Genomic DNA, 15,456 nt, shown 5'->3' on the forward strand with positions numbered 1-15,456 from the left:
CACCCCCCCGGCGGGCCCACCTCCGGGGGGGGCGAGACGCGCCCCGCGCGCGCGGCGGCCGGGGGGGGCTGGAGCCGGCGCCGCGGCCCCGCCGCCCGGGCCCCCCCACTACAGGACAGTGCAGGTCTCATTCATCGCCAAGCGATGATTCCTCGCGTGGATCAGCGAGCAGAAAAGAGTCGTCACCCGCAGCGGAAGTAACCCGCGCAGTGCCGCCATTGCGCAGCTCCCAATGCCAGCGCTCATAGCGGGTGGTGAGCGTGCCGCGCACATAACAGGGACCATGCAGGAAAAAATCATGTTCCTGCCGCGGGGTGATCAACACGGCATGGCGGAAGAACACACGCAGCTGCTGCGGATCAGGTTTGAATCCATCACACAGAAGCGCATCGCGCTCACTGTCGACACCGCTGCCGGTAATCACGATGTTGGACAATTCGCCCAACGGGCCGGGGCGGGTTGCACATGCGCCAAGCAGCAGTACTCCCAGCAACAACAGGCTGCGATCGATGAAGCGCGAAGTGCTCGTCGTCAGGGTGAAAGCGCGGGAGATTCCGTTCGTCACGGTGCTGTATTCCCTTCGGTCTGCAACTGGTAGTACCCCGGCACACCCAGCGCCACATTGAACACTCGCGGCTCCAGCGAATAGGCATGAACCAGATTGAGCTGCAACGCTGCGTCGCTCAGCACGACGGTGCCGCTTCGGTTGGGACATGCCCAGAAGCTGTCTGATGCTTCAGTCAATGGCAGCCTTGCAACTGTCGCGAAGGGTTTCCCAGGTGCCGGTGCGCTCAGCCATTCAATCCAGACGCGGCAGGAAACGTGCTCGAACCCAACATTCTCCAGACGCACCCGATAAACCCCTTGCTGTTGCCCAGACTGCCAGTGGCCGGCGGTGACGATGGCCAATGTGGCAGCCTCATCTGGGGTATCGGCCGCAGCGGTCGGGGTAACGGCAAGCAGCAACCAGAGCAGCATGGAATGACTATTCATGTCAGAGATCGTCCTTGTGATTCGAGTGCGTGCTTCATGCAGGCGTGCACCTGCCCGCTTGCCGATGATAGCGAATCAGGAACTTGAATCGGGCTTCCAGCAAGTAGTGGCATGGATGAAGCCATGGCAGCGATAGTTCGGCCCTTCGCAGGAGATCTGCGCGGTGACCCGTGTGGCATCCTTTGCGAAGGTATAGCAGGCCACGGAAACTTCTCCGTTAACGCTCAGCATGGGCGCTGCAGATGGTCCGTAACGAAGCGAGAGCACCTTCTCCAGTCGCTCACGGCAGGGTTCGAAGTCCAGTTCCGAGCTGAAAACCAGCTGTTCCAGGATGTGGTTGGGCTCTTCCGAACATGCCTGCACCAGTTCCGTCTCGATATCGAATTCCTGGCCCAGCGTGAAACCGTTGAGTAGAGGCATGTGGACTTGGCTGTCTGCAGTTCGAGGGAAAAACAACCGTCGGGTCATCCTGCCGTGCACAAGCAGGGCTGAAAGATTCTATTGGGCCGCGCCAGCCAATGAAAGCAGGCCGCGCATGGCAGGCCGAGGCGTTGCCGGTTGTGGAACATCGCAAGTTCACTGGCATACTCGCGCAAGCCGATTGTTGCCTGGAACAGATCGAACGCCACGGCCGTAGAGCCCGTCGGCGAGCGAGGTGGTGTATCCGATCCGGTCCAGCGTGATGTAGTGACAGGCGCCGCAATCGGCCGACTTCAGTCTTGCGCATGCAGCCGCATGGAACAACCTACCCAGAAAGGAATCTTGATGAGTACTGCAGTAGATAAAACACGCTCCGCACCCGTCAAAGCGACGTGGATTTGCCTTGTTGTTGGCTGGTTGTTGTTTCTGCTGCCAGTTCCTGGGGTTGGCTTATTTGCAGGCTGGCCGCTGAACCTGGTCGCTTTCGTTCTGGCTATCGTGGTGATGACCCGGGGCAGGATCGTTGGTGGTTTGATTCCAATGCTTGCGTCGCTGATTGCAAGCCCGGTGATCTATTTCATCGGCTTGGCAATCTTCAGTGCAGTCTTCGGAAACAGCTCGTTCGGCGACTATGTGGAAGGCGCTGGCTCGTCGCACTACGGCCGCGGCGGCGATTCCGACAGTGACGATGATTGAAGACAGCGCCGAGCCCTGCTCGGCATGGGTGGCTGGTTGGAAGACAGGGTTATGGGCGCGGCGTAAGTCACGCAACTGATCCTGCCCGCGGCACCTGTTGCTTGAAGGTCACCTGGCTGGCCCGGTAGACCTGTATCTGGAAATGATCGAACGAACGCCTTGCCCGCACCAGATCGCGGGCAAGGCGGCTTGCTATACGCGGCTGATCATCTTCAACCGCACCTGCGCCGCAGCCACATCATGTCGCTTTGCGGCTATCGCGCACACATGGTCCAGCAGCGCTTGCGGCTGCAGCAACATCGGATCGCCCTCATCCAGGCGCAATGCCAGATGCCCCCACCAGAACGGGTGGCCATCGAGATAGATCTCATAACCGACGATGTAGCGATGCGCATCCATCTCAGGTGCCTACGTGCACGCGATCACCGACATCGCTGCAGCACAGGTGCTCCAGCGCCAGTTCCAAGGCCAGCACATAGCTTTGCGCACAGTAGCCCTGGGCGATGCCAAGACGACGGCCAAGATGCTCCGGCAGGCAGGACTGTGGTGCGTCGCTGGCGTCCTCGTGAACTTCCACGTAGGCATTGCGCAGGCGCGGAAGCAACCGTTGCAGGCGAACGCTTTGCACGCAGGCTGCCGGTGCGAGCAGGATCACGTCGTCCGGGTTGTGGTCGGCAGCGCATAGCGAGTCCAACAGTTCCTGCTCTGAGCGGCAGTTGCGTTGCGCCACGCTGATGCCGACATCGAGTGCGCGATGCACCAATGCATTCATGACCGGGCTTGGCAGCGGCACAGCAGCCTGCAGGAGTGCATCACAGGCATCGGGCCCACGCACGATGAAGATCGCCATGACTCAACCACCTTGTCCGTTGCTGAGCAGACGGGTGGTAATCGCAAGCGACAAGCGCCGCGCCTCATCGGTGCCAGTACTGCAGACCACCACCGCAGTTGCGGCGTGGTGCGGATGCAGATGGGTCTCCAGCGTATCGGCATCATTGCTGGCGATTTCGATATACGGCGCCGGCAGGGCGTCCAGGGCATTGCACACGCTGCGGCCGTGCAGCGCCCATTGCGTATCGTCGGTGGCGCTGTTTTCAATCAGTACCCAGTCCGGCGCCTGCTGACGCGCGTTATGCAGACACTGGGCCAGCGCCGGCAACGAGCCGCAGTGCAGGCATTGCAGCGGCTGTCCGGCGAGTTGTGCAGGCAGAAAGGACGCATCCGGCATTGCGGGGTTGCGGGTATGCCGGATCAGTAAAACGCTCATGTAGCACCACGTTCAAGCGCCATGCGGCGCGGTGGTGCCACGATGCGCGGCTGTTGCATCAAATCGCCATGGTGGGTGGGCGCGGCGGCGTAAAGTCTGCGTAGCAAAAGTCCGCGCCTCATGTTCTGGGGCTATGGGAACTTCGCCCGGCCTTGGCGGTCAGTTCGGTTTGACCCCGGAATTGGTGATCAGCCATGAATGAGACCGCGTCAGTTGCATCGCCCCATCCCGTAGTGCAGTGGATGCGCCGCGAAGCCCTGCCCTTGGCGGTGATGTTGCTGCTGCTGTTCGCCGCCCGCGACAGCCTGGCCAATCACTACCAGGTGCCCAGCGGCTCGATGCAGCCGACCCTGCAGCCAGGTGACCGGGTGGTAGTGGACATGCGCGCGTACGGCCTGCGCCTGCCCTTCACCGATGTACAGCTGCTGGTCGGGCAGGCGCCGCAACGTGGTGATGTGGCGATATTTGATTCGCCGGCTGACGGCACGCGCTTGATCAAGCGGGTGGTAGCCGTGGCTGGTGATCGTGTGGAGCTGCATGCCGGCTATCTGTCCATCAACGAGCAGCCGCTGCGCCAGGCCGTGGCGCGTGAGCTGTTCGGCAACAAGCAGGTGCAGCTGGATCTGAGTGATGGCGGTGGCCCGGACATCAATGGCATCACCATTCCGGCCGGCAAGCTGCTGGTGGTGGGTGACCATCGCGGCAACAGTTTTGATGGGCGCTTCTTCGGTTTGGTGGATGCCGATACGGTCTATGGCAAGGCGGTGGCGGTGTATTGGCGACGCGGGGAAGGGCCGGAGTGGCGGCGTTTGTAAGCGGCTATGGCTAAGAAGAAAAACCGGCACGGAGACGTGCCGTTTTTTTTTGCCTTTGTTTTTGGCTTTTTTTGTAGGAGCGGCGTAAGCCGCGAAGCTGACGGTGCCGGCAAGCTGCATGGATGCAATGGCAAGTGGATGGGTGGCCGTACTGATATCGGCTTCGCGGCTTACGCCGCTCCTACAGAATCCGCGCATTGGTATTACCAATCGCCTTCACTAACCCTATGGTCTAATAGGATCTTCGCGGCAACGGCGATTCAATCGCGGTTCGTTGGTCGGACTGATTGAATATTGGTAATACCAGTGTTCGCGACCACCGCCACGCCACCTGCGGGTGGGCCGCCTTTCGCCTTTGACGAGAACCTGCATGCAGCCCTGGGAACAACTGTACGACCCCGCTGGCAACCTCTGGCTGTCCAGCCTGATCGCGCTGTTGCCGATCGCTTTCTTCTTCGTTGCCCTGGCCGTGCTGCGCATGAAGGGCTGGCTGGCCGGCACCATCACCGTCGCCATCGCGCTGGCCGTTGCACTGCTGTTCTATCGCATGCCGGTGTCGCAGGCTTTGGGCGCAGCCGGGTTCGGCTTCCTGTACGGGTTGTGGCCGATTGCCTGGATCATCATCGGCGCGGTGTTCCTGTACAAGGTGTCGGTCAAGACCGGGCAGTTCGCGATCATCCGCGCCTCGATCCTGTCGGTGACCGAAGACCAGCGCCTGCAGATGCTGATGGTCGGCTTCGCCTTTGGTGCATTTCTCGAAGGTGCCGCAGGTTTCGGCGCGCCGGTGGCGATCACCGCCGCGTTGCTGGTCGGGCTGGGCTTCAAGCCGTTGTATGCGGCTGGCCTGTGCCTGATCGTCAACACCGCGCCGGTGGCCTTCGGTGCGATGGGTATTCCGATCATCGTCGCCGGCCAGGTCACCGGACTGGATGCGTTCGAGATCGGGCAGATGGCCGGCCGCCAGCTGCCATTCCTGACCATCATCGTGCTGTTCTGGATCATGGCCATCATGGATGGCTGGCGCGGTATCAAGGAAACCTGGCCGGCGGTGCTGATTGCCGGTGGTTCCTTCGCCATCGCGCAGTACCTGACCTCCAACTTCATCGGCCCCGAACTGCCGGACATCACTGCGTCGCTGGCATCGCTGGTATGCCTGACGCTGTTCCTGCGCCGCTGGCAGCCAAAGCGCATCTTCCGCTTCGAAACCGAGGCCAGTGCCGACGCTGCCGCGCAGGCATCGAGCGCACCGCGTTACAGCGCCGGCCAGATCACCAAGGCGTGGTCGCCGTTCCTGATCCTCACCGCGATGGTCACGCTGTGGAGCATCAAGCCGTTCAAGGCCTTGTTCGCTGCCGGTGGCCCGCTGGAGAGCTGGGTGCTGAAGCTGCCGGTGCCGGGCCTGGACCAGCTGGTGCAGAAGATGCCGCCGATCGTGAACGCGCCCACTGCCTACGAGGCCGTGTACAAGTTCGACGCGTTCTCGGCCACCGGTACCGCGATCATGCTGGCGGCGGTGATCGCCATCATCTTCCTGCGCATGCCGGTACGTGCGGCGGTGCGCACCTTCGCCGAGACCGTCAATGAACTGAAGATGCCGATCTACTCGATCGGGATGGTGCTGGCCTTCGCCTTCATCGCCAACTACTCCGGGCTGTCGGCGACGTTGGCGCTGGCGCTTGCGCATACCGGCAAGGCCTTCACCTTCTTCTCGCCGTTCCTCGGCTGGCTGGGCGTGTTCCTGACCGGTTCGGACACCTCGTCCAATGCCTTGTTCTCGGCCTTGCAGGCGACCACCGCGCAGCAGATCGGTGTGTCCGAGGTGTTGCTGGTTGCGGCCAATACCACCGGCGGCGTCACCGGCAAGATGATCTCGCCGCAGTCCATCGCCATCGCCTGTGCGGCGGTGGGCCTGGCCGGCAAGGAATCGGACCTGTTCCGCTTCACCGTCAAGCACAGCCTTATCTTCACGGTAATGGTCGGCCTGATCACCACCGCGCAGGCCTATTGGCTGACCTGGATGATTCCCTGAGCCATGGCCGCGCGCATCCGCCAACGCAGTGCAGCTTCGGGCCACAATGTCGGCATGAGTACGCAACGTATTTCCGACAAGGTGGCCGCGCAGCTGCGCGTGCTGGTGGACGAACAACAACTGCAGCCGGGTGACCGGCTGCCTTCCGAGCGCGCACTGGCGGTGCAGCTCGGGGTCTCGCGCACGGCGCTGCGAGAGGCGATTGCCCAGCTTGGCAGCCAGGGCCTGCTGGTGGCGCGGGTTGGCGGCGGCACCTATGTGGCCGAGCCGGCTGCACGTGCGCGGCAGGCCCTGGATGAGCCGCTGGTGCCGTACCTGCCGCTGTTCCAGGGCGATCCGGAATACCGCTTCGATGTGCTGGAAATCCGCCATGCGCTGGAAGGCGCAACCGCCTGGCATGCCGCGTTGCGGGCTACCGATGACGACCGCGCACGCATCGCGCAGGCCTTCCAGACCATGATGGACGCGCATGGCAAGGACGATCCGGCCGGCGAAGCGCGCGCCGACGCCGCCTTCCATCTGTCCATCGCCGAGGCCTCGCACAATCTGGTGCTGCTGCAGGTGATGCGCGGCCTGTTCGAGCTGCTGCAGACAAATATCTCGCAGAGCCGCGAAAAGCTTTACACCGCATCGACGACGTTTTCCCCCTTGTCCGACCAGCACCGCGAAATGATGGATGCGGTACTGGCCGGCGACCCCGAGCGTGCGCGTGCCGCAGCGCATACCCATCTTGAGTTCGTGCACACGACGCTGCGCACGCTCGATGAAGACGAAGCGCGGCGTGCTCGCGCTTCGCGGCTTCCTTCCCCCCACGGTTGACCCATGATCATCTCCGCCTCCACCGATTACCGTGCGGCCGCGCAGCGTCGTCTGCCGCCGTTCCTGTTCCACTACATCGATGGCGGCGCGTATGCCGAACACACGCTCAAACGTAATGTTTCCGACCTGTCCGACATCGCGCTGCGCCAGCGCATCCTGCGCGACATGTCCGAGCTCAGCCTGGAAACCGAGCTGTTCGGCGAGACGCTGGCGATGCCGGTTGCACTGGCACCGGTCGGCCTGACCGGCATGTATGCGCGTCGCGGTGAAGTGCAGGCGGCGCGTGCGGCGGACAGCCGCGGCATTCCATTCACGCTGTCGACGGTGTCGGTGTGTCCGATCGAGGAAGTGGCGCCGGCGATCAAACGACCGATGTGGTTCCAGCTGTATGTACTGCGCGACCGCGGCTTCATGCGCAACGCATTGGAGCGCGCGCAGGCCGCCGGCGTCACCACGCTGGTGTTCACCGTCGACATGCCGGTGCCGGGCGCGCGCTACCGCGATGCGCACTCGGGCATGAGCGGTCCAAATGCCGGCATGCGCCGCATCGGCCAGGCGATGACCCATCCGCGTTGGGCCTGGGACGTTGGCCTGTTCGGCCGTCCGCATGATCTTGGCAACATCTCCGCCTATCGCGGCAGCCCGACCGGGCTGGAGGATTACATCGGGTGGCTGGGCAACAATTTCGACCCGTCGATTTCGTGGAAGGACCTGGAATGGATCCGCGAGTTCTGGAAGGGGCCGATGGTGATCAAGGGTATTCTTGATCCGGACGATGCCCGCGATGCGGTGCGCTTTGGCGCCGATGGCATCGTCGTCTCCAATCATGGCGGTCGCCAGCTCGATGGCGTGCTGTCCACCGCACGCGCGCTGCCGGCGATTGCCGATGCAGTGCAGGGTGATCTGAAGATCCTCGCCGACTCGGGCATCCGCACCGGCCTGGACGTGGTGCGCATGCTCGCACTCGGCGCTGACAGCGTGCTGCTCGGCCGTGCCTTCGTCTACGCGCTTGCCGCACAGGGCGAGGCTGGCGTGGCCAATCTGCTGGACCTGATCGCCAAGGAAATGCGTGTGGCGATGACGCTGACTGGCGCACGTCGCATTGCCGATATCAGCCGCGACTCGCTGGTCAACCTGGCATGAGTGCGAACGAAGCACTGTTGGCGCAGCTGCGCAGCGCCGTTGGTGACGCCCATGTGCTGACGGGCGACAAGGCAACACGTCGCTTCCGCAAGGGCTACCGTTTCGGCGATGGCGCTGTGCTGGCGGTGGTGCGTCCGGGAAGCTTGCTGGAGATGTGGCGCGCCTTGCAGGCGGCAGTGCAGGGCGGGGCGGCGATCATCCTGCAGGCGGCCAATACCGGTTTGACCGGTGGCTCGACGCCGGATGGCAACGACTATGGTCGGCCGATCGTATTGATCAGCACGCTTCGGCTGACCGGCGTGCAGTTGCTCGATGAAGGGCGGCAGGTGCTGTGCCTGCCCGGCGCAACCTTGGACCGACTCGAACAGACCTTGGCGCCGCTTGGGCGCGAGCCGCATTCGGTGATCGGTTCCTCATGCATCGGTGCCTCGGTGCTGGGCGGTGTCTGCAACAACTCCGGTGGCTCGCTGGTGCGGCGTGGTCCGGCCTACACCGAGATGGCGTTGTACGCGCAGGTGGATGGCGAAGGCCACCTGCAGCTGGTGAACCATCTTGGCATTGCCCTGGGCGACACGCCGGAAGAAATCCTGCAGCGCCTGCAGGCCGGCGACTACCAGCCCGCCGATGTGCGCGTTGATGGTGAGCGCGCCGGTTCCGATCCGCGCTATGCCGAGCAGGTACGGCAGGTGGACGCGGCAACGCCCGCGCGTTTCAACGCCGACCCCAGCCGTCATTACGAAGCCGCGGGTTCGGCTGGCAAGCTGGCCGTATTCGCGGTGCGCCTGGACACCTTCGCCAAGGAAGCGGCCGAGGTGTTCTATATCGGCAGCAACAGCACCGAAAGCCTTACCGCGATCCGCCGCCAGCTGTTGACCGGCTTCGAGCGCCTGCCGATCTCCGGTGAATACATCCACCGCGTCGCCTATGACATCGGTGAGCGCTACGGCAAGGACACCTTCCTGCTGATCGACAAGCTGGGCACGGCACGGGTACCGGCCGCATTCGCCTTGAAGAGCCGGGTTGATGGCTGGTTCGAGCGACTGGGCCTGCGTGGCGTGACCGATCACGCGATGCAGCTGCTGACCGGACTGTTGCCTTCGCATCTGCCCAAGCGCATGGGCGAGTTCCGCCAGCGCTATGAGCACCATTTGCTGGTCAAGGTTTCCGCACAGGATGCGGCAGCGACCGAGCAGTGGTTGCGCGCTTTCTTCGCCGGGCATGAAGGTGACTACTTCCACTGCACGCCGGACGAAGGTCGCAAAGCCTTCCTGCACCGGTTCGCAGTGGCCGGCGCGGCGGTGCGCTACCGCGAAGTACATCGCGCGCAGGTGCAGGACATCGTCGCACTGGATATCGCCCTGCGCCGCGACGACCGCGACTGGTTCGAGCAGCTGCCGGCCGAGCTGGACGCGCGCTTGCTGCACAAGCTCTATTACGGCCACTTCCTGTGCCATGTGTTCCATCAGGACTACATTGCACGCAAGGGCGAAGACCCGATGGCGATCGAACACGCCATGTGGAAACTGCTCGACGAGCGCGGTGCCGAGTACCCGGCCGAACATAATGTCGGTCATCTGTATCCGGCCAAGCCAGCGCTGGCGCAGTTCTACCAGCAGCTGGACCCGAGCAATACCTTCAATCCGGGCATCGGTCAGACCAGCAAGCAGCCGGGTTGGAAGGGCTGTGATTGCTGAGGCGCAAAGCGCCTGCTCAAGCTTTTGCTCAAGCCCCTCTCCCGCTTGCGGGAGAGGGGTTGGGGTGAGGGCAAGCTTCTAGCTGGCTCGTCATTCCCGCGCAGGCGGGAATCGCTCTTTACGTAGTGTGTCAGGTAGGAGCAAAGGCTGGAGCAAAGGCAAGAGCGATGACCCAACATACGTTGGTTGAAAACCCCGCCTGCGCGGGAATGACGGCAGAAAGGCGGAGGCAAAAGAGCCCAAAGCAAAAGAGCTCAAAGCAAACAAGCGCAAGCCTTACCGCTCCGAATGCCCCGTATCGTCGTACTGCCGCGGCGCAAACAGATCCGGCTGGATCAGTTCAACAAACGCCCTGGCCTGCGGCGATAACACTTTGCCCCGCCGCACCACCACGCCATAACTACGCGAGGGGAAGTAGTCGCTCATCGCCCGCGTTGCCAGCTTGTCGCGGTCACCGTCGTTCAGGCACAGGGCGGTGACGATGCTGATGCCCATGCCCATCGCCACGTACTGCTTGATCACCTCCCAGCCGCCCACTTCCAGCGCCACCGTATACGGCACGCGGTGCTGCTGGAACACCAGGTCAACCAGCCGCCAGGTGATCTGCCGGCGCGGCGGCAGGATCAGCGGCCACGGCGACAGGTCTTCCAGGCTTAGGTTTTTCTTCTTCGCCAAGGGGTGGTCGGGCGGGGTGATCAGCACCTGCTCGAAACGGTAGGCCGGCGCGTAGCTGAGGTCGGCCGGCACATCCATCATCGAGCCGATGGCCAGATCGGCGGCGTCGCTGCGCAGCAGGTCGGTGCCGTCGGCGCTGATGGCGTTGTGCAGGGTCAGGCGCACGTCCGGATGCAGCCTGCGGAAGTTTTCGACGATCTTCGGTAGGAGATACAGGATGGTCGACGAATTTGCGGCGATATTGAGTTCGCCCGCATCCAGCCCGCTGACCTTCTCGCGGAAGCGCGGCAGCAGTCCGTCCAGGCTTTCCACCAGCGGCTGCGCCATGTCGTACAGCAGCTGACCCTCGCGGGTAGGCACCAGACGACGCCCGCTGCGCTCGAACAACACCACCCCCAGCTCCCGCTCCAGCGCCTGCAGCTGCAGGCTCACCGCCGGTTGGCTGACAAAAAGCGCTTCCGAAGCACGCGAAACCGAACCCAGTCGCACCGTCTGCAGGAATGCCCGCAGCGGCTTGAGTCGATCAGACTTGTAGGAAAAACGCGGGGTTACGGGCGGCTTGGTTGGCATCTTGAAGCAAGTATTAGCACAACTTATAGATAACATTGCAAAAACTGTTTTGTTAAATACCTACCTGCGGCTGCACGTTGGAGTCCCCGACATACGCAGGTACCTCCGATGTCCGCCGTCGCCCACGCAGTCGCTACCCCGCAGTCCGCCCCCCGCCCGACCCCGGGCATCACCCTGACCACCCAGCTGGCCGGCCAGTCCGCGCTGCTGCCGGCCGGCGTGCTGGGCCTGCTCGTATCACTGCACCGTGCGGTCGAGCCGGGCCGGCAGGCACGGCTGGCCGCCCGCCGCGAGCGCCAGGCCTTCTTCGACCAGGGCGGCCTGCCGGATTTCCGGGCCGACACCCGTGCCATCCGCGAGGAGGACTGGAGCGTGGCAGCGATCCCGGCCGCGCTGCAGGACCGCCGCGTCGAGATCACCGGCCCGACCGACCCGAAGATGGTCATCAACGCGCTGAACTCCGGCGCCAAGGTGTTCATGGCCGACTTCGAGGATTCGACCTCGCCGACCTGGCGCAATGTGCTGGCTGGCCAGCAGACGATGAAGGCGGCGGTGCGCGGCGATCTGGATTTCACCGCGCCGGCCACCGCCAAGGGCCCGGGCAAGCACTACACGCTGCGCCCGGCCGATGAACAGGCGGTGCTGATCGTGCGCCCGCGTGGCTGGCACCTGGACGAGAAGCACGTGCTGGTCGATGGCCAGCCGATTGCCGGTGGCCTGTTCGATGCGGCGCTGTTCGCCTTCCACAACGCTCAGACCTTGATGGACAAGGACCGCGGCCCGTATTTCTACCTGCCCAAGCTGCAGTCGATGGAAGAGGCGGCGCTGTGGGAGACCGCGCTGTCGCACATCGAAGGCATGCTGTGCCTGCCGCATGGGCAGATCAAGGTCACCGTACTGATCGAGACACTGCCGGCGGTGTTCGAGATGGACGAGATCCTGTACGTGCTGCGCGATCGCATCGTCGGCCTGAACTGTGGGCGCTGGGACTACATCTTTTCCTATCTGAAGACCTTCCGCCGCCACGCCGACAAGGTGTTGCCCGAGCGCGGTCAGGTGACCATGACCCAGCCGTTCCTGAAGGCCTATTCGGAACTGCTGATCAAGACCTGTCATCGCCGTGGTGCACATGCAATGGGCGGCATGGCCGCGCAGATTCCGATCAACAACGATGCCGCCGCCAACGAGCAGGCGATGGCACGGGTGCGCGCCGACAAGTTGCGCGAAGTCACTGCTGGCCACGATGGCACCTGGGTGGCGCACCCGGCGCTGATCCCGGTGGCGCGCGCCATCTTCGATGAGCATATGTCCGGTCCCAACCAGCACCACCTGCTGCGCCGTGATGTGCAGGCCAGCCGCGACGAACTGATCGCGCCGTGCAGCGGCACCGTTACCCGTGCCGGCTTCGAGAACAACGTCGAAGTCTGCGTGCGTTACCTGGCCGCCTGGCTGGACGGCAACGGCTGCGTGCCCATCCACAACCTGATGGAAGACGCCGCCACCGCCGAGATCAGCCGCAGCCAGATCTGGCAGTGGCTGCATGCCGGCAACCAGCATCTGGACGACGGCACCGCGATTGATTTCGCGCTGCTGGCCAGCACCCTGCGCGCGCTTCCGGCGCGCCTTGGCGACACCTCCGCACTGCCCGGTGGCAGCCGCATCACCCAGGCCATCGGCCTGCTTGACCAGCTCAGCCGCGCCGACGAGCTGACCGACTTCCTGACCTTGCCTGCCTACCGGCAGATCGATTGACCCTTCCCCTTACGTACGCACCACTTTGAGGACGAAACGATGAGCAGCTACCAGCAACAGATCGCCGCCCTGCAACAGGACTGGGACACCAACCCGCGTTGGAAGGGTTTGAAGCGCACTTACAGCGCCGCCGACGTGGTGCGCCTGCGTGGCAGCGTGCAGCCGGAGTACACCTTGGCCAAGCGCGGTGCCGAGCGCCTGTGGGAACTGGTCAATGGCGGCTCGAAGAAGGGCTACGTCAATGCCTTCGGTGCGATCAGCGCCGGCCAGGCCATGCAGCAGGCCAAGGCCGGGCTGGAAGCGGTATACCTGTCCGGTTGGCAGGTGGCTGCCGATGGCAACACCTCCGAAACCATGTACCCGGACCAGTCGCTATACGCCTACGACTCGGTGCCGACCATGGTCCGCCGCATCAACAACACCTTCCAGCGCGCCGATGAGATCCAGTGGAAGAACATCATCGACGGCAAGGTCAAGGCCGAAGATGCGATCGACTTCTTCCTGCCCATCGTTGCTGATGGCGAGGCCGGCTTCGGTGGCGTTTTGAACGCCTACGAGCTGATGAAGAACATGATCATCGCCGGTGCCGCCGCGGTGCATTTCGAGGACCAGCTGGCAGCGGTGAAGAAGTGTGGCCACATGGGTGGCAAGGTGTTGGTGCCGACCCAGGAGGCGATCCAGAAGCTGTCCGCCGCGCGCCTGGCGGCAGATGTGCTGGGCGTGCCGACCATCGTGCTGGCGCGTACCGATGCCGAGGCCGCCAACCTGCTGACCAGCGACTTCGACCCCAACGACGCCCCGTTCATCACCGGCCAGCGCACCGCCGAGGGCTTCTACAAGGTCAAGAACGGCCTGGAGCAGGCGATCAGCCGCGGCGTTGCCTATGCACCGCATGCCGACCTGGTGTGGTGTGAGACCGGCACCCCGGACCTGGGCTTCGCCCGCGAGTTCGCCCAGGCCGTGCACGCCGCCAGCCCCGGCAAGCTGCTGTCCTACAACTGCTCGCCCTCGTTCAACTGGAAGAAGAACCTGGACGACAAGACCATTGCCAGGTTCCAGGACGAGCTGGCTGCGCTGGGCTACAAGTACCAGTTCATCACTCTGGCCGGCATCCACATCAACTGGTTCAATACCTTCAAGTTTGCCCACGACTATGCCCGTGGCGAAGGCATGCGCCACTACGTGGAGCAGGTGCAAGAGCCGGAATTCGCCGCCCGTGACAAGGGTTACACCTTCGTCTCGCACCAGCAGGAGGTGGGCGCTGGCTACTTCGACGATGTGACCACGGTGATCCAGGGCGGTGCCTCCAGCGTGACCGCGCTGACTGGTTCCACCGAAGAGGAGCAGTTTCAGGCTGAAGTAGCTGCCTGAGGGCGCTGACCAGGGCGTTTCAAAAGGGGCTCTTACGAGCCCCTTCTTTTTTTTGAGCATGATCCAGCATCAAACGGTGTGGGGGATCACATAACCGATAATTTTGGTGATAGGCTCGCGAGATTACTCGTCTGACTATGGACGAGCAGTCCATGAGGCAGGGAATGAGCGGCATGGGAACAGGGGGTTTGGCACTGGAGTCTGAACTTTCCGTCGCTACGTCGGCGGGAAGCGCGGTGCTGCGTGCGCAATTGTCACCGGTGGAATTTGCGCTGTTTGCCCAGTACGGCGTCCGCCGCACGCTGCAGGCCGACGAAGCGCTGTTTCGCCGTGGCGATCTGGGCAGCTCGATGTTCATCATTGTCAGCGGTACCGTCAGCCTGGACTTCGGTGCCGGTCTGGCGCCCAAGCCCATGGGCAGCAACGACTTCTTTGGTGAACTCGGGCTGTTGATCGAGCGCCATCCGCGCTCCTGCGATGCGCGCGCCAACTGCGACAGCGTGCTGCTGGAAATCACCCATGCCAATTTCCACCGCCTGATCGATCAGGATCCAGCGATGGTGGTGTTTTTCCTGCGCCGCACCCTGTCGCGGGTGGTCTCCAGCGAACAGCGCCTGATTGCCCAGCTCAGCCGTCGTAACCACGAGCTGGAAACCGCATTGGGCAATCTGTACAGCGCAAACCATGAGTTGCACCATACCCGCGAGCTGGTCTACAGCGATGACCTGACCGGGCTCAGCAACCGACGTGCGCTTACTGCCTACCTGCAGAAGTCACATCGCTCCGGTCATCGACCGCAAGGCCTGTTGCTTCTCGATTGCGATGACTTCAAGGGTCTGAATGACTCTTACGGTCACCTTGCTGGTGACCACGCCCTACAGTGCTTCGGCCGCATTCTTGCGTCGGTGACCGGCAAGGACGATATCGCCTGCCGTCTTGGTGGCGACGAGTTCTGCGTATTGCTGATGAAAGCCGACGCGCAGAGTCTGCCGCGCACTGCCGAGTTCGTGCTGGAGGCGATGCGCCATCTGATCGCCTATCCCGGTGCAACGGTCGGTGCCTGCTCGCTGAGCGTTGGCATGGTGTTGATCGATGAGGAGCACCATTGGAACGATGCCTATTCGCGCGCTGATCAAGCGCTGTACCTGGCAAAGCGCGAAGGTGGCAATCGCGCACAGTGGTACCTGGAGCAGTCCGGTGACCACGGCTAGC

The 15,456-nt window shown here is 63.2% G+C and carries 16 protein-coding genes; 9 read left to right on the top strand and 7 right to left on the bottom strand.

Annotation, left to right across the window (positions count from 1 at the left end; all coding sequences use genetic code 11):
* Positions 1 to 127: 127 nt before the first annotated feature.
* From ACVOLL_RS18375 to ACVOLL_RS18385, 3 genes are all read right to left on the bottom strand, one after another.
* Positions 128 to 565, bottom strand: a complete 438-nt coding sequence (locus ACVOLL_RS18375; RefSeq protein WP_481514198.1) for a hypothetical protein — start codon at positions 563 to 565, stop codon at positions 128 to 130.
* Complete coding sequence (locus tag ACVOLL_RS18380) at positions 562 to 993, bottom strand: hypothetical protein (protein WP_481514199.1); 432 nt, start codon at positions 991 to 993, stop codon at positions 562 to 564. The genes ACVOLL_RS18375 and ACVOLL_RS18380 overlap by 4 nt, the downstream gene beginning before the upstream one ends.
* Before the next feature lie 75 nt (positions 994 to 1,068).
* On the bottom strand, positions 1,069 to 1,413 hold the full coding sequence (locus tag ACVOLL_RS18385) for a hypothetical protein (protein WP_481514200.1): 345 nt from the start codon (positions 1,411 to 1,413) through the stop codon (positions 1,069 to 1,071).
* A gap of 345 nt (positions 1,414 to 1,758) precedes the next feature.
* Here ACVOLL_RS18385 and ACVOLL_RS18390 point away from each other — a divergent pair, with 345 nt between their 5' ends.
* Positions 1,759 to 2,109 (top strand): hypothetical protein, encoded by a 351-nt coding sequence (locus tag ACVOLL_RS18390; protein ID WP_481514201.1) that lies wholly within the window; start codon positions 1,759 to 1,761, stop codon positions 2,107 to 2,109.
* 192 nt (positions 2,110 to 2,301) lie between these two features.
* Here the strand turns inward: ACVOLL_RS18390 and ACVOLL_RS18395 are convergent, their stop codons facing one another.
* Genes ACVOLL_RS18395 through ACVOLL_RS18405 form a run of 3 tightly spaced genes read right to left on the bottom strand, consistent with a single transcriptional unit; the run spans position 2,302 to position 3,376 of the window.
* Positions 2,302 to 2,508 carry a hypothetical protein gene (locus tag ACVOLL_RS18395; protein ID WP_481514202.1) on the bottom strand — a complete coding sequence of 69 codons (207 nt, stop codon included), beginning with the start codon at positions 2,506 to 2,508 and terminating at the stop codon, positions 2,302 to 2,304.
* Position 2,509: 1 nt separating this feature from the next.
* Complete coding sequence (locus ACVOLL_RS18400) at positions 2,510 to 2,959, bottom strand: 3-dehydroquinate dehydratase (protein WP_481514203.1); 450 nt, start codon at positions 2,957 to 2,959, stop codon at positions 2,510 to 2,512.
* A 3-nt stretch (positions 2,960 to 2,962) separates the two neighbouring features.
* On the bottom strand, positions 2,963 to 3,376 hold the full coding sequence (locus tag ACVOLL_RS18405; RefSeq protein ID WP_481514204.1) for a hypothetical protein: 414 nt from the start codon (positions 3,374 to 3,376) through the stop codon (positions 2,963 to 2,965).
* Between the two features lie 194 nt (positions 3,377 to 3,570).
* On the opposite strand from ACVOLL_RS18405, the gene lepB reads away from it, so the two are divergent.
* The 5 genes from lepB (at position 3,571) to dld (ending at position 9,876) form a co-directional block, all read left to right on the top strand.
* Positions 3,571 to 4,191, top strand: a complete 621-nt coding sequence (gene lepB, locus ACVOLL_RS18410; RefSeq protein ID WP_481514205.1) for a signal peptidase I — start codon at positions 3,571 to 3,573, stop codon at positions 4,189 to 4,191.
* Positions 4,192 to 4,561: 370 nt separating this feature from the next.
* On the top strand, positions 4,562 to 6,220 hold the full coding sequence (lldP, locus tag ACVOLL_RS18415) for an L-lactate permease (RefSeq protein WP_481514206.1): 1,659 nt from the start codon (positions 4,562 to 4,564) through the stop codon (positions 6,218 to 6,220).
* Between the two features lie 54 nt (positions 6,221 to 6,274).
* The gene (lldR, locus tag ACVOLL_RS18420; RefSeq protein WP_296247498.1) at positions 6,275 to 7,039 is read left to right on the top strand and encodes a transcriptional regulator LldR; all 765 of its coding nucleotides are present in this window, start codon (positions 6,275 to 6,277) and stop codon (positions 7,037 to 7,039) included.
* A 3-nt stretch (positions 7,040 to 7,042) separates the two neighbouring features.
* Positions 7,043 to 8,182: an FMN-dependent L-lactate dehydrogenase LldD gene (lldD, locus tag ACVOLL_RS18425; protein ID WP_481514207.1), complete on the top strand. Its 1,140-nt coding sequence runs from the start codon at positions 7,043 to 7,045 to the stop codon at positions 8,180 to 8,182.
* A complete protein-coding gene (gene dld / locus ACVOLL_RS18430) occupies positions 8,179 to 9,876 on the top strand; it encodes a D-lactate dehydrogenase (protein WP_481514208.1) in 1,698 nt (565 codons plus the stop codon). The genes lldD and dld overlap by 4 nt, the downstream gene beginning before the upstream one ends.
* A gap of 276 nt (positions 9,877 to 10,152) precedes the next feature.
* On the opposite strand, the gene ACVOLL_RS18435 is transcribed toward dld, so the two are convergent.
* Positions 10,153 to 11,121 carry a LysR family transcriptional regulator gene (locus ACVOLL_RS18435; RefSeq protein WP_481514209.1) on the bottom strand — a complete coding sequence of 323 codons (969 nt, stop codon included), beginning with the start codon at positions 11,119 to 11,121 and terminating at the stop codon, positions 10,153 to 10,155.
* 108 nt (positions 11,122 to 11,229) lie between these two features.
* Here ACVOLL_RS18435 and aceB point away from each other — a divergent pair, with 108 nt between their 5' ends.
* The 3 genes from aceB (at position 11,230) to ACVOLL_RS18450 (ending at position 15,455) form a co-directional block, all read left to right on the top strand.
* The gene (aceB, locus tag ACVOLL_RS18440; protein ID WP_481514210.1) at positions 11,230 to 12,873 is read left to right on the top strand and encodes a malate synthase A; all 1,644 of its coding nucleotides are present in this window, start codon (positions 11,230 to 11,232) and stop codon (positions 12,871 to 12,873) included.
* A 39-nt stretch (positions 12,874 to 12,912) separates the two neighbouring features.
* Entirely contained in the window at positions 12,913 to 14,244 is a 1,332-nt protein-coding gene (gene aceA / locus ACVOLL_RS18445; protein WP_481514211.1) for an isocitrate lyase, read from the top strand.
* A 188-nt stretch (positions 14,245 to 14,432) separates the two neighbouring features.
* Positions 14,433 to 15,455 carry a GGDEF domain-containing protein gene (locus tag ACVOLL_RS18450; RefSeq protein WP_481514212.1) on the top strand — a complete coding sequence of 341 codons (1,023 nt, stop codon included), beginning with the start codon at positions 14,433 to 14,435 and terminating at the stop codon, positions 15,453 to 15,455.
* Position 15,456 lies beyond the last annotated feature (1 nt).

The organism is Stenotrophomonas sp. STEN035, from assembly GCF_056759935.1.

Coding starts and splice junctions, on each gene's coding strand:
- ACVOLL_RS18380 (WP_481514199.1), bottom strand. CDS start 993: ATGAATAGTCATTCCATGCTGCTCTGGTTGCTGCTTGCCGTTACCCCG.
- ACVOLL_RS18385 (WP_481514200.1), bottom strand. CDS start 1,413: ATGCCTCTACTCAACGGTTTCACGCTGGGCCAGGAATTCGATATCGAG.
- ACVOLL_RS18390 (WP_481514201.1), top strand. CDS start 1,759: ATGAGTACTGCAGTAGATAAAACACGCTCCGCACCCGTCAAAGCGACG.
- ACVOLL_RS18395 (WP_481514202.1), bottom strand. CDS start 2,508: ATGGATGCGCATCGCTACATCGTCGGTTATGAGATCTATCTCGATGGC.
- ACVOLL_RS18400 (WP_481514203.1), bottom strand. CDS start 2,959: ATGGCGATCTTCATCGTGCGTGGGCCCGATGCCTGTGATGCACTCCTG.
- ACVOLL_RS18405 (WP_481514204.1), bottom strand. CDS start 3,376: ATGAGCGTTTTACTGATCCGGCATACCCGCAACCCCGCAATGCCGGAT.
- lepB (WP_481514205.1), top strand. CDS start 3,571: ATGAATGAGACCGCGTCAGTTGCATCGCCCCATCCCGTAGTGCAGTGG.
- lldP (WP_481514206.1), top strand. CDS start 4,562: ATGCAGCCCTGGGAACAACTGTACGACCCCGCTGGCAACCTCTGGCTG.
- lldR (WP_296247498.1), top strand. CDS start 6,275: ATGAGTACGCAACGTATTTCCGACAAGGTGGCCGCGCAGCTGCGCGTG.
- lldD (WP_481514207.1), top strand. CDS start 7,043: ATGATCATCTCCGCCTCCACCGATTACCGTGCGGCCGCGCAGCGTCGT.
- dld (WP_481514208.1), top strand. CDS start 8,179: ATGAGTGCGAACGAAGCACTGTTGGCGCAGCTGCGCAGCGCCGTTGGT.
- ACVOLL_RS18435 (WP_481514209.1), bottom strand. CDS start 11,121: ATGCCAACCAAGCCGCCCGTAACCCCGCGTTTTTCCTACAAGTCTGAT.
- aceB (WP_481514210.1), top strand. CDS start 11,230: ATGTCCGCCGTCGCCCACGCAGTCGCTACCCCGCAGTCCGCCCCCCGC.
- aceA (WP_481514211.1), top strand. CDS start 12,913: ATGAGCAGCTACCAGCAACAGATCGCCGCCCTGCAACAGGACTGGGAC.